The 13,306-nt window shown below is 75.6% G+C and carries 10 protein-coding genes; 8 read left to right on the forward strand and 2 right to left on the reverse strand.

The window, feature by feature from the left end:
- Positions 1 to 10 precede the first annotated feature (10 nt).
- Positions 11 to 2,275 (reverse strand): glycoside hydrolase family 3 C-terminal domain-containing protein, encoded by a 2,265-nt coding sequence (locus tag AB1207_RS00370; RefSeq protein WP_367635790.1) that lies wholly within the window; start codon positions 2,273 to 2,275, stop codon positions 11 to 13.
- Positions 2,276 to 2,333: 58 nt separating this feature from the next.
- Between AB1207_RS00370 and AB1207_RS00375 the strand changes: the two genes are divergently transcribed.
- The 7 genes from AB1207_RS00375 (at position 2,334) to holA (ending at position 11,117) form a co-directional block, all read left to right on the forward strand.
- Complete coding sequence (locus AB1207_RS00375) at positions 2,334 to 2,912, forward strand: TetR/AcrR family transcriptional regulator (RefSeq protein ID WP_367635791.1); 579 nt, start codon at positions 2,334 to 2,336, stop codon at positions 2,910 to 2,912.
- 62 nt (positions 2,913 to 2,974) lie between these two features.
- Positions 2,975 to 4,279, forward strand: a complete 1,305-nt coding sequence (locus AB1207_RS00380) for a DUF3761 domain-containing protein (protein WP_367635792.1) — start codon at positions 2,975 to 2,977, stop codon at positions 4,277 to 4,279.
- Between the two features lie 61 nt (positions 4,280 to 4,340).
- On the forward strand, positions 4,341 to 5,087 hold the full coding sequence (locus tag AB1207_RS00385) for a DUF429 domain-containing protein (protein WP_367636135.1): 747 nt from the start codon (positions 4,341 to 4,343) through the stop codon (positions 5,085 to 5,087).
- Between the two features lie 130 nt (positions 5,088 to 5,217).
- Positions 5,218 to 6,078: a ComEA family DNA-binding protein gene (locus AB1207_RS00390; protein WP_367635793.1), complete on the forward strand. Its 861-nt coding sequence runs from the start codon at positions 5,218 to 5,220 to the stop codon at positions 6,076 to 6,078.
- Entirely contained in the window at positions 6,075 to 8,510 is a 2,436-nt protein-coding gene (locus AB1207_RS00395; RefSeq protein ID WP_367635794.1) for a ComEC/Rec2 family competence protein, read from the forward strand. Before AB1207_RS00390 ends, AB1207_RS00395 begins: the two co-directional genes overlap by 4 nt.
- Positions 8,511 to 8,581: 71 nt before the next feature.
- On the forward strand, positions 8,582 to 10,027 hold the full coding sequence (locus AB1207_RS00400; protein ID WP_367635795.1) for an amidohydrolase: 1,446 nt from the start codon (positions 8,582 to 8,584) through the stop codon (positions 10,025 to 10,027).
- A gap of 55 nt (positions 10,028 to 10,082) precedes the next feature.
- Entirely contained in the window at positions 10,083 to 11,117 is a 1,035-nt protein-coding gene (holA, locus tag AB1207_RS00405; RefSeq protein WP_367635796.1) for a DNA polymerase III subunit delta, read from the forward strand.
- A 65-nt stretch (positions 11,118 to 11,182) separates the two neighbouring features.
- Here holA and rpsT read toward each other — a convergent pair whose 3' ends face one another.
- Complete coding sequence (gene rpsT, locus AB1207_RS00410) at positions 11,183 to 11,443, reverse strand: 30S ribosomal protein S20 (protein ID WP_367635797.1); 261 nt, start codon at positions 11,441 to 11,443, stop codon at positions 11,183 to 11,185.
- 246 nt (positions 11,444 to 11,689) lie between these two features.
- Here rpsT and AB1207_RS00415 point away from each other — a divergent pair, with 246 nt between their 5' ends.
- Positions 11,690 to 13,303 (forward strand): circularly permuted type 2 ATP-grasp protein, encoded by a 1,614-nt coding sequence (locus AB1207_RS00415; protein ID WP_367635798.1) that lies wholly within the window; start codon positions 11,690 to 11,692, stop codon positions 13,301 to 13,303.
- Positions 13,304 to 13,306 lie beyond the last annotated feature (3 nt).

A 13,306-nucleotide genomic window follows, 5' to 3' on the forward strand; every position in this document is an offset into this window, starting at 1 on the left:
CCCCCCGGGCTCAGCCGGGGATGAGGCCGGGCAGTTCGGTCTCGGTGATCGGGAACCCGGGGAAGCGGGTCAGCCGCAGCAACGGGATGGCCCGCATCATGGCGCCGTGCTGCGGGTCGAACAGCATGCCCGCCCAGGGGGTGCCGTCGATGCGCTCGCGGACCGCCGCCGCCGCGTCCGGGTGCTGCAGCCAGACCTCGAGCTCGGAGTCGAGCTGCAGGGGCACGCTCACCCCGTCGCCGGGCAGCGTCACCGTGGTCGCGAGGCGGACGTCGCGCGACGAGGCGCCGACGCGGATGCCGAACTCACCGCCCTCGACGACCCAGCGGCCGGTCGCGCTGTGCCAGAACGAGAAGGCCCGCTCGTCGAGCTCGACCGCCACCTCACGGGACTCGCCGGGTTCCAGCGTCACGCGGGCGAAGCCCTTGAGCTCTGCGTCCGGACGGAACACCGTCGCGTCGACGTCGGCGACGTACACCTGGACGACCTCGCTGCCCGCGACGTCCCCGGTGTTCGTGATCGTCACGTGCACGTCGACGGAGTTCCCGCGCGTCTCCACCCGCAGGTCGGAGTACCCGAACGTCGTGTAGGACAACCCGTGCCCGAATGCGGCGGCGACGGGCAGGGAGTGCGCGTCGTACCAGCGGTACCCGATGAGCAGGCCCTCGCCGTAGCGCACGTGGCCGTGCTCGCCGGGGAAGTTCCCGACCGTCGGGTTGTCGCGGTAGTTGACGGGAACCGTCTCGGCCAGCTTGCCCGAGGGGTTCGCGACGCCGCTCAGCAGGTCGGCCACGGCGGCGCCGCCGGCCTGCCCACCGAGCCAGCCCTCCAGGACGGCGGGGACGGTGTGCTGCCAGGGTTCGAGGTTCACGACGGACCCGTTGGCCAGCACGACGACGGTGCGGGGGTTCGCCGCCACGACGGCGTCGAGCAGATCGAGCTGCTCCGGCGGCAGGTTCGTGTGCTCGCGGTCGTACCCCTCGGACTCGTACGAGGCGGGCAGGCCGAGGAACAGCACGACGACGTCGGCCGTGCGCGCGACGTCGACGGCCTCGGCGGCGAGGGCACGCGCCGCCTCGCCCGTCGCGTCGTCCGGGTCGGCCTCCGGGACGTAGCCCGGCGCGAACGTCACGTCGCGGGACCCGTCGAACTGCGCGCGCAGGGCGGTGAGCGCGTCGTCGAGGCGGGTGGGGTTCACCTGCGAACTGCCCGCGCCCTGGTAGCGGGGCGTGCGGGCGAACTCGCCGACGACGGCGATCGTCCCGCCCGCGGCGGCCAGCGGCAGGATCCGATCCTCGTTCCTCAGCAGGACCGCGCTCTGGAGCGCGGCCTCGCGGGCGAGGGCGTGGTGGGCGTCGGTGTCGAAGGTGCCTGGGTCGGCGAGGGCGGGCCGGGCCTTCTCGACGAGTTCCAGGACGCGCAGGACGGCGCGGTCGAGGTCCTCGGTCGACAGGCTCCCGGTGCTGACGGCCTCGAGGATCCGCTGGGTGCCGGCGCCGGAGGAGGACGGCATCTCCAGGTCCAGGCCCGCGCGGACCCCGTCCTCGCGCACGTTGACGGCGCCCCAGTCGGAGACGACGAGGCCGGAGAAACCCCACTCGCCGCGCAGGACGTCGGTGAGCAGCCAGGGGTCCTCGGAGGCGTAGACGCCGTTGATGCGGTTGTAGGAGCACATGACCGTCCAGGGCTGCGCCTTCGTGACGACGCGCTCGAAGGCCGTCAGGTAGATCTCCCGGAGCGTGCGCTCGTCGACGTCGGCGGAGACCGTCATCCGCTGCGTCTCCTGGTTGTTCGCCGCGAAGTGCTTCAGCGACGTCCCGACGCCCTGGCTCTGCACGCCCTCGACGAGGGCGGCGGCGAGGTCGCCGGCCAGCACCGGGTCCTCGGAGAAGTACTCGAAGTTCCGCCCGCACAACGGCGACCGCTTCATGTTGACGCCGGGGCCGAGCAGGACGGACACGCTCTCGGCGCGCGTCTCACGGCCCAGGGCCTCCCCGACGCGGCGCAGCAGGTCGACGTCCCACGAGGAGGCGAGCCCGGCCGCGGGCGGGAAGCACGTCGCGGGGACGGAGTTCGCCAGGCCGAGGTGGTCGCCGCCCTCGGCCTGCTTGCGCAGGCCGTGCGGGCCGTCGGTGACCATGAGCGCGGGGATGCCCAGGCGTTCGACGGGCTCGGTGTGCCAGAAGTCGGAGCCGTCGAGGAGGGCGGCCTTCTCCTCGACGGTGAGTTCCGCCAGCAGCTCGGCCGGGGTGCGCGTGACGTCGGTGTCGGTCATGGTCGCAGGCTACGCCCAACACCTACCAGGTGGAAGGTATTGGTGGTAGGGATGTGCTGTGGCCGCACGCGGGGAGTACGCCAAGGGCAGGGCCCGGCGCGAGCAGATCCTCACCGAGGCCGTCGGGCTGTTCGCCGAGTCCGGGTACCGCGCCGCGTCGTTGCGCGACCTCGCCGCCCGCTGCGGGCTGACGCACGCGGGGCTCCTGCACCACGTCGGCAGCAAGCAGGCGCTGCTGCTCGCCGTCCTGGAGCAGCGCGACGTGGAGGACGCCTCGCTCGTGGGGCCGGACCCGTCGCTGCCGGGGGAGCGGCAGCTCGAGGCCCTGCTCGACGTGGTGCGCCGCAACGTCTCCCGCCGCGGTGTCGTCGAGCTGTTCTGCGTGCTGTCGGCCGAGGCCACCTCGCCCGAGCATCCCGCCCACGCCTTCTTCGACGAGCGCTACCGCCGGGTCGTCGCCGCGCTCACCACGGCGTTCGCCGACTGCGGGCACCCCGCCCCGGGGTCGGCGGCGCGCCGGCTCGTCGCCGTCATGGACGGGCTGCAGGTGCAGTGGCTGCTGCACCCCGACGACGTCGACATGGTCGCGGAGGTGCGGGCCCAGGTGGATCGGGAGCTGGACCGTCCACGGGGGTGAATCCCCCCACATCCGGCACCCGGTCGCTCTATCGTCGATGAGTCACCACAAGACGACGTGGAGTGAGCTGGGAGTCGATGGGCAACGGCAGCAGGACCCCGGCTCGGCGCAGCACGGGGAAGACGGTCGCCCTCGCCGCGTGCCTGGGGCTGGCCGCCCTCGTCGCGCTGGTCGGCGTGGTCTCGTCCTTCGTCGTCGGCGGAGCCGCGTCCGCGGCGGGGAGCCTCCTCGCGGTGGTCGGCCTCACGGGTCTGCTCGTGGGGTTGTTCACCGTGGTGGTGGGGCACTTCCGGACCGCCGGGCTGGCAGGTCGCCGGGCCGGGGCCGTCCTCACCGTCCTCAGCCTCGTCGCGCTCTCCGGCGGGGGCGCCCTGGCGGGCGGTGACGCGCCCGCGGACACCGTGGCCACGGCCGCCACGACTCCCGGAGCGACTCCCACCACGACCCCCGCTGCGACTCCCGCCAGGACGCCCGTGACCACTCCCGACCCGGTCCCGACGACCACCACGACGACCACCACGAGGACCTCGACCACCGACGCGATCCTCGCCACGGCCGCCCCCGGCACCGCCCTCGCCGCGCTCGACACCCTCGACGTGAAGGGGCGGGCCCCCAAGACCGGGTACTCCCGAGACGCCTTCGGCGCCGCCTGGACCGACACCGACCAGAACGGCTGCTACACCCGCAACGACGTCCTGAACCGCGACCTGACCGCCCGCTCGTGGACGGACGCCGTGCACTGCACCGTGTCCGCCGGCGCACTCGCCGACCCCTACAGCGGCGACGCGATCGCGTTCACCCGGGGTGGGTCGACGTCGTCGGCGGTGCAGGTCGACCACGTCGTGGCCCTGTCCAACGCCTGGCAGACGGGCGCGCAGTCGTGGGACGCGGCGACGCGCACCGCGTTCGCCAACGACCCGCTGGGACTGCTGGCGGTCGACGGGCCGCTGAACGAGCAGAAGGGCGACGGCGACGCCGCGACGTGGCTCCCGCCGAACACCGCCTTCCGCTGCGACTACGTCGCGCGCCAGGTCGCGGTGAAGGCCGCCTACGGGTTGTGGGTCACGCCCCCGGAGCGGGACGCCATCGCGCGCGTGCTCGGGACCTGCCCCGGCGAACCCCTGCCCGTCCGCTCCGCGTTCGCAGCGCTCGTCGCGGCACCCGTGCCCGTGCCCGTGCCCAGGCCCGTGGGCGTCGCGCCCGCGCCGGCCACCTCGGCGCCCGCCCCCGCCGCGGACGCCCCGGCCGAGACCAGCGCCGACGTCCCCGCGGGCGCGTCGGCGGTCTGCCGGGACGGCACGCTGTCCTACTCCGCCCACCGCCGCGGCACCTGCTCGCACCACGGGGGTGTCGACACGTGGCTGTGACGCAGGCTCGCGGTGCGGACCACCCGCGGCGACACCACGCGGTGGGGTGCCCCGCGTGGGCATGGTGACCGCCGGAGTGGACCTGTCGACCCAGCGGGGCACGACGGCCGTCGCCGTCGTCCGCTGGGACGGCGGCTCCGCCCGCGTCACGGACTGCCACCGACCGACGGACGACGGGTTCGTCCTCGACCTGGTGCGAGGCGCGGCGAAGGTCGGCATCGACAGCCCGCTGGGGTGGCCTGACGAGTTCCTGCGCTTCGTGACGGACCACGCAGCAGGGAATGTCGAGGTACGAGCGGGGGAGACCGGCGAGGAGCAGCGCCGCCGTCTGACGTGGCGCCTGACGGACCAGGTCGTCCGGGCTGCGGGCCACCAACCGCTCACGGTGGCGGCCGACAAGATCGGCCACGTCGCGATGCGCGCAGCGCGCCTGCTGGCCCTGCTCGCGGCGGAGCAGGGCCCGATCGACCGCGCCGGTTCGGGAGTCGTCGTGGAGGTCTACCCGGCCGCGTCGCTGAAGCGGTGGGGGTTCGCGCACCGGCAGTACAAGGGGACGGCGAACTCCTCCGCCCGGCTGGCGCTGGTGGAGGAGTTGCCTCGTCGGTTGCCCTGGCTGGACCTCGGCGTCGCGGCCGAGGCGTGCCGTGCGTCGGACGACGCGCTCGACGCCGTCGTCGCCGCACTGACGGCTCGCGCTGCGGCGCTGGGGTTCTGCACGTCGCCGACCGCGGAGCAGCGGGAGCAGGCCGCGCGGGAGGGGTGGATCGCGCTGCCGACCTGCGAGACCGGGCGGCTCCTCGACGGGTGACCCGGGTTCGGGGTGTGGACGCCGGCGGACCGGTGACGTCCCGGGATCAACAGGGGACGCGGGTGACCCGTCGTCCACAGGTGGGTCCTCGTCCGGACCGGTGGGGTACCTGTCCGCCTACGTTTCCGGGGTGACCCCGCCCCCCTCCCGTCGCGACGCGGCGGTCCGCGCCCGCGCACTGGCGGTCCGGCAGTTCCGGGCGCCAGAGGAGGATCCCCAGGACGGCCTCGGGGACGAGTTCGACGAGGAGTTCGACGAGGGGGACGCTGACCCCGCGGGTGCCGGGGTCGCCCCGGGGGTCCTGGCTGAGTGGTCGCGCCAGCTGGCCGACCGGACCCCGCCGGGGTTGCGGGCGGTGAGAGTGCGGGTCGGTCCGCGGGCGGTCGCCGGCGCGGTCCTCGGGTCCGTCCTGGTGGCGGCGGGGCTCGGGTTCGCGGCCTGGCGGTCCTGGCCCGATCCCGGTGCGCAGCAGGGGCAGGCGCTGCCGGCGAGGACGGCGCCGGTCGCGGCGGGCACACCTCTGAGCACGCCGTCGCCCTCGGCGACGACGAGTTCCGCGTCCGTCGTCGTGCACGTCGCGGGCCGCGTGCTGCGGCCGGGGGTCGTCACCCTGTCCGCGGGCAGCCGGGTGGCCGACGCGTTGACGGCTGTGGGCGGTCCCGCCGCGGACGCCGACCTCGACGCGCTGAACCTCGCGCGCGTCCTCCAGGACGGAGAGCAGGTCCTCGTCCCGGCGCCCGGGCAACCGGGGACCGTCGCGGCGCCCGCACCGGCGGCGGGTTCCTCCGCAGCGCCGGGCGCGCGGCTGGACCTGAACTCCGCCACGGCCGCCGACCTCGACGCCCTGCCGGGGGTGGGCGAGGTCCTGGCGGGCCGGATCGTCGCCTGGCGCGAGGAGAACGGGACGTTCTCCTCCGTCGACGACCTCGGTGAGGTGCAGGGCATCGGGCCGAAGGTGCTCGAGGGGCTGCGGGACCTGGTGAGCGTGTGAGCGCGGCGGAGCAGTCGGAGGTCGTCGGAGCCCGGTCCGTCGGACCGCCGCCGGTGCCCGTCGACCTGCGGCTCGCGGCGGCGGCGGTCGGAGCGTGGGGTGTCGCGTTCCTCGCGACGGGCCGCCCTGACCTCCTGGTGTGGGGTTTCGCGGGTTCTGCGCTCCTGCTGCTGGTCGTCCTCGGGGTGCTGCGCCGGACGGGTCGGGGCGCACGCGTCGCGCTGGTCCTCGTCGCCGCGACGCTCGTGCTGTTCTCCGTCTGTCTGCAGCACAGCCGGTCCACCGCCGGGGGTGTCGAGGAGCTGGCGGAGCGCCGGGTGTCGGGGGAGTTCTCCGCCGTCGTCACCGCCGACCCGCACGCCCTGCCCACCCGCCGCGACGGGGAACCCCCGCGCGTCGTCCTCGACGTCCGGCTCACGTCGCTGGACGCGCGGGGCGCCACGCGGGAACTCGCCGCCCCAGCGACGGTGTTCGCCGTCGCCGAGCGGTGGCGGGACGTGCGGTGGGGTGACCGGGTCACCTTCCGCGGCCGGCTCGGAACCGCTGACCCCGGCGAGCGGTCGGTCGTGGTCGTCTCGGTCGGGGACCTGGTCCGCACCGACCGCCCGACGGGCCTCCTGGAACTGTCCGAAACCCTGCGGACGGGGTTGCGGGAGGCCGTGTCCGGTCGGTCGGCCGACGTCCGCGGGCTGCTGCCCGGGCTCGTCGTCGGGGACACCTCCGCGCTGCCGCCCGACCTGGAGGCCGCGATGCGGTCGGTCGGCCTCACCCACCTCACCGCGGTCAGCGGGTCGAACACGACGCTGGTCGTGGGGTTCCTCGTCCTGGCCGCGTCGTGGGCGGGTTTCGGGCGACGGTCCAGGCTCGTCGTGGCCGGAGTGGGGTTGGTGGGTTTCGTCGTGCTGGCCCGTCCCGAACCCAGCGTGCTGCGCGCGGCCGTGATGGGCGGCGTGGGCATGGCGGGGCTCGCGGCGGGGCGGCCGACGCGGGGGATCCCCGTCGTGGCGGCCGCGGCGCTCGTGCTGCTGGTGGCCGACCCGTGGCTGGCGCGGGAGTTCGGCTTCGTGCTGTCGGTGCTGGCGACGACGGCGCTCGTGCTCCTCGCCCGGCCGTGGGCGGAGCGGCTGACGCGCGCGGGGGTTCCGCGGGTCGTCGCGTACGCGGTCGCCGTCCCCGTGGCCGCGCAGGCGGTGTGCGGGCCCGTCGTGGCGCTGTTGCAACCGGCGGTGAACGTCGTGTCCGTCCCCGCGAACATCGCGGTGGCGCCCGCCGTCGGCCCGGCGACCGTGCTCGGTCTGGCCGCCACGCTCCTCTCCCCGGTGTGGCCGGCCGGGGCCGCCGTCGTGGCCTGGCCGGCGGGCTGGTGCGCGGCGTGGATCGCCGCCGTCGCGCGGGCCGCGGCCCAGGCGCCGACCTCGGTCGCGGTCCCGCCGGGCGTCGCGGGGGCCCTCGTGGTGGCGTTGCTGACGCTCCTCGTCCTCGGCGCCGTCGCGGCCGTCCTGCGCTGGCGGCACGGACCGGGTCGCCGGTGGCCGGCCCTGGCCCTCGTGCTGGTCCTGTCCGCGGCCCTGCTCGTGCGGTGCGCCCCGCGGTGGGGCGGACCGGCCGGGCCGTGGCCTCCGCCGGACTGGCTCGTCGTCGGCTGCGACGTCGGCCAGGGCGACGCGGTCGTCCTGCGGTCGGGTCCGCGCGCAGCGGTGCTGGTCGACGCCGGACCCGACGACGTCCTCGTCGGCGGGTGCCTGGACCGGCTCGGGGTGGACCGGCTCGACGCCGTGGTGCTGACCCACTTCCACGCCGACCACGTGGGCGGCCTCGCGGGGGCGCTCGCCGGCCGGGAGGTCGGGCTCGTCCACGTCTCCCCGCTGGCGGTGGAACCGGCCGCCGGGCGGGTGCGCGAGCAGGCCGGGTCCACGCCGGTCGTCCCGCTGACCGCGGGGGACACCGGGGCCGCCGGGGCGGTGACCTGGACGGTCCTCGGCCCCGAGCCGGAGGCGGCGCGGGTGCGGGCGCCGGACTCGGCGCAGGTCAACGACTCCAGCCTCGTCCTGCTGGCCGACGTGCGGGGCGTGCGGGTGCTGCTGACCGGGGACGCCGAACGCGACGAGCAGCGGGCGGTGCTGGCGCGCTGGCCGGCCGGCGTCGTCGCCGACGTGGTGAAGGTCGCCCACCACGGCTCCCCGACCCAGGTGCCGCAGCTGTACGCGACGGCCCGGCCGCGGGTGGCGCTGGTGGAGGTGGGCGCGGTCAACGACTACGGCCACCCCGCGGCCTCGACGCTGGACGTCCTGGCCGCCACGGACGCCCGGGTCCTGCGCACCGACACCGGCGGGGACGTCGCGGTGGCGGGGACGGCGTCGACGCTGCGGACGCTGGAGCGCGGGCCGGACCCGCGGGAGGCCGAGCGACGCGCCCGGTACGGCAGCGGGTGAGGCCCCGGTCGTCCACCGGCGCGGCGGGATCGGCACGATGTCTGGACAGTCCCACCCGACCGGAGGCACCAGTGCTCGTCCTGCACGACGTCCGTCGCCCAGCCCTCGGGGGTGACGTCGTCGACGTGGCGCTCGCGGACGGTCGCGTCGTCGCGATCGGCGCCGGTCTGGCGAGGACCGGTCCCTGGTCGGCGGCCGAACGCCTCGACGCCCACGGTGCCGTGCTGCTGCCGGGCTTCGTCGACAGCCACGTGCACCTCACGCAGTGGGCCGCGGCCCGCCGCCGCGTCGACGTCCTGTCCGCGCGCTCGGCCGCCGAGGCGGCCGCGCTCCTGCAGGCGGGGGCGGGCCCAGGGGAGGACCTCGTCGTCGGCCACGGCTACCGCGACGCGCTGTGGGACTCCCCGCCGCACCGCGGCGTCCTCGACGCCCGGTTCGGCGAACGTCCCGTGCTCGTCGTGAGCGCGGACCTGCACGCCGTCTGGCTGAACTCCGCCGCAGCCCGCCGGTTCGGGGTGCAGGACCCGACCGGGGTCCTCGTCGAGGCGCCGGCGATGGAGCTGATGACCCGCGCGGGCACCGTGGACGACGCCGTGCAGGACCGCTGGATCGCCGAGGCGACGACGGCCTCGGCCGCCCGCGGGGTCACGGGCCTGGTCGACCTCGAGTACGCGCCGGTCGACGCGTGGACCCGCCGCGCGGAACCCGCCGTCCGCATCGCCGCGGGCGTCTGGCCGGACTGGCTGGAGGAGACGATCGCCGCGGGCCGGCGGACCGGGGACGTCCTGGCCGGCGACCGCGTCCGCGTCGGGCCCGTGAAGTTCGTCGTCGACGGCTCGCTCGGCACCCGGACGGCGTTCTGCCACGAGGAGTACCCCACCGGCGGCCACGGGATCCTGCGCATCCCGCCCGCCGAGCTGGAGGCGTCCCTGCGGCGCGCCACGGCGAACGGGTTGCACGTGGCCGTCCACGCGATCGGGGACGACGCCGTCCGCGTCACCCTCGACGCGTTCGCGGCCGTGGGGTGCCGCGGCAGCCTCGAGCACGCCCAGCAGGTCCACCCCGACGACGTGCCGCGGTTCGCCCGGCTGGGCGTGGTGGCCAGCGTCCAACCCCGCCACGCCGTCGACGACCGCGACGCGGTCCACGTGCACTGGCCGGAGGGCGCCGACCGCGCCTACCGGTTCGCCGACCTGCACGCCGCGGGCGCCGAGCTCCGCCTCGGCTCCGACGCCCCGGTCGCCCCGCTCGACCCGTGGGACGCCCTGGCCAGTGCCGTGCACCGCACCGTCGACGACCGCGACCCCTGGCACCCCGACCAGCACCTGCCCTTCGACGTCGCCCTCACCGCCGCCTGCGGGGGCCGGCGCGGGGTGTTCGTCGGGGACGCCGCCGACCTCGCCCTCGTCGCCGACGACCCGGCGCGCACGTTCGCCGCCGGGGGAGCGGAGGCGTTGCGGCGCAACGAGGTCGTGGCCACGCTCGTGGGTGGGGTCGTCACGCACCGTGCGGGCTGACGGCCCGTGACCTCGTGGCCGGCCGCGTGTCCGACGCCCGTGCGACAGTGACGCCGTGCCCGCAGCCAAGAAGACCGCCGCGAAGTCCCCCGCGAAGAAGGCCGCGAGCGCCGCACCCGGGATCCCGCCGCACGACCTCGCCCCGGCGCCCGTGGTGCTCCTCGCCGGCTCGGAGGAGGCGCTCGCCGACCGCGCGTTCACGGCGCTGCTGACGCGCATGCGCGAGCTCGACCCGTCCTTCGAGCGGACCGACGTCGCGGCGGCCGGGTACCAGAAGGGGCAGCTGGCGACGTGGACGTCGCCCTCGCTCTTCGACGAGCGCTCCCTCGTCCTGGTCGACGGGGTCGACGCCGCGAGCGAGGCCTTCGTCGAGGACGTCCTGGAGTACCTGCAGGCCCCCGTCGACACGGTCGTCCTCGTCCTGCGGCACCGCGGGGGCAACCGCGCGAAGAAGGTGCTCGACACCGCGCGCGCCGTCGCGGGGGTGGCGGAGGTGTCGTGCCAGCCCCTCAAGCGGGACCAGGACAAGGTCGACTTCGTGCTCTCGGACGTCCGTCGCGCCCGCCGCTCGATCGACGTCGAGGCCGCCCGCGCGCTCGTCGCGGCCCTCGGCAGCGACCTCGGGGAGCTGGCCGCCGCCGTCGACCAGCTGCTCACCGACACCGAGGGCACCGTGACGGAGGACGCCGTCCACCGCTACCACGGGGGCCGGCGCGAGGCGACGGGCTTCGAGGTGGCCGACGCGGCCGTCGAGGGGCGGGAGGGTCAGGCGCTCGTCCTGCTGCGGCACGCCGAGGCGACGGGGGTGCCCGCCGTCGTCGTCGTGGCGGCGCTCGCGTCCCGGCTGCGGCAGCTGGCGAAGGTGGCGGGAGCGGGCCGGGGTCGTCCCGCCGACCTGGCCCGGGAGCTGGGCATGGCGCCGTGGCTGGTGGAGAAGGCCCAGCGCGAGGTGCGCCTGCTGTCCCCGGACGGCATGGCCGAGGCCATCCTCGCCGTCGCGGCCGCCGACCACGCCGTCAAGGGCGGTGGGGCGCACGCCGAGCACGCCCTGGAGAAGGCCGTCCGGGTGGTCGCGGCCGCCCGGCGCTGAGGACCGCAGACGCACGGAGGGCCGGCCCCCGAGCGGGGACCGGCCCTCCGTGGAGGATCCGAGGATCAGGCCTTGGCGGCCGACTTGGCGATGGCCGACTTGCGGTTCGCCGCCTGGTTCTTGTGGATGACGCCCTTGCTGACGGCCTTGTCGAGCTTGCGGCTCGCGACCTTCAGGGTGGCCTGCGCCTTCTCGGCGTCGCCGGAGGCGAGCGCCTCGCGGAACGCGCGCACGGCCGTGCGCAGCTCCGACTTGACGGCCTTGTTGCGCAGGCGCGCCTTCTCGTTGGTGAGGATGCGCTTCTTCTGCGACTTGATGTTCGCCACGTGCTCCGTCTTCCTGTTGGTCTGATCGGTGTCAGAGGGCGGTCGTTCCACCGGGGACTCCGGCGTGGGGACACCGGGAGGGACGGAGGACGACCGTGACCTCCGCACGGAGCGAAGGCGTCCTCAAGGTTACCAGCGGTGACGCGGAGCCGGGGACACCCGCGGCCGGACCCGGACCGGGGCACGAAACGCGGGGGAAACGCGGGGGCAACTCGCGGGCAACGTGGACTTCCCTATGGTTCGCGCATGGGTGACGTCTTCGAGGGGTACCTCGACTCTCCCGCGGGGGCAGCCGGCGCCCGCGCGGCCGACGAGATGTTCGACGGCGACGGCAGTCCGCGACCGGAGTGGCAGGCCCTGGCCGCCACCCTCGCCGAGCTGCCGGCCGCCGAGCTGCGCGCCCGCGCCGACCAGCTCGCCAGCACCTTCCTCGACCGCGGCGTCACCTTCGACTACGCCGGGGAGGAGCGGCCCTTCCCCCTGGACGTCGTCCCGCGGATCATCGACGCGGCCCAGTGGGCGCGGGTGGAGCGGGGCGTGGCGCAGCGCGTGCGCGTCCTGGAGGCCTTCCTCGCCGACGTCTACGGGCCGATGCAGGTCGTCAAGGACGGCGTCGTCCCCCGCCGGGTCATCACGTCCTCCAGCCACTTCCACCGCGCGGCCGTCGGCGTCGAGCCGGCCGGGGGCGTCCGCATCCACGTCGCCGGCATCGACCTCGTCCGCGACGAGCACGGCGACTTCCGCGTGCTGGAGGACAACGTCCGGGTGCCGAGCGGGGTGAGCTACGTCCTGGAGAACCGGCAGGCCCTCACCCAGGTGCTGCCCGAGGCGCTGCAGGCCCACCGCGTGCAGCCCGTCGCCGACTACCCCCAGAACCTCCTCTCGGCCCTGCGCGCCGCTGCCCCCAGCGGTGTCGACGACCCGGTCGTCGTCGTCCTGACCCCCGGCGTCTACAACTCGGCCTACTTCGAGCACTCGCTGCTCGCCCGGGCGATGGGGGTCGAGCTCGTCGAGGGCCGCGACCTCGTCTGCCGCGGCAACCGCGTCTACATGCGCACCACGGCCGGCGACCGGCGGGTCGACGTCGTCTACCGCCGCGTCGACGACGACTTCCTCGACCCCGTCCACTTCCGCCGCGACTCCGTCCTGGGCTGCGCGGGCATCCTCAACGCCGCCCGCGCCGGCGGGGTGAGCATCGCCAACGCCGTCGGCAACGGCGTCGCGGACGACAAGCTCGTCTACACCTACGTCCCGGAACTCACGAAGTACTACCTCGGTGAGGAGCTCGTCCTCGGCAACGTGCCGACGTACCGCCTGGAGATCCCCGCCGAGCGGGAGGAGGCGATGGACCGGCTCCACGAGCTCGTCGTCAAACCCGTTGACGGCTCCGGCGGCAAGGGCCTCGTCGTGTGCCCGGACGCCAGTGCCGAGCAGGTCGAGGAGCTGCGCCGCCGGGTCCTGGCCGACCCGCGCGGCTGGATCGCCCAGCCCGTCGTGGCGCTGTCGACCGTGCCGACGCTGGCGGGGACGCAGATGCGGCCCCGGCACGTCGACCTGCGGCCCTTCGCCGTCAACGACGGCCGGACCGTGCGGGTCCTGCGCGGCGGGCTGACCCGCGTCGCGCTGCGCGAGGGGTCCCTCGTCGTGAACTCCAGCCAGGGTGGCGGCTCGAAGGACACGTGGGTGCTCGCGGGGGAGGACACCGTGCCCGAACCCGCGCCGGTGGTCCCCGTCCCCGTCGCCGCGCCCGCGCCGCTGCCGGAGGAGCAGCACCACGTGACCGACCCCGGTCCGGGCGCCGGCTCCGAACAGGCCCAGCAACAGCAGCAGCAGGTCCAGCAGACGACCCGGGAGGGGTGACGC

This window comes from Kineococcus endophyticus (assembly GCF_040796495.1).
Lineage (GTDB): Bacteria > Actinomycetota > Actinomycetes > Actinomycetales > Kineococcaceae > Kineococcus > Kineococcus endophyticus.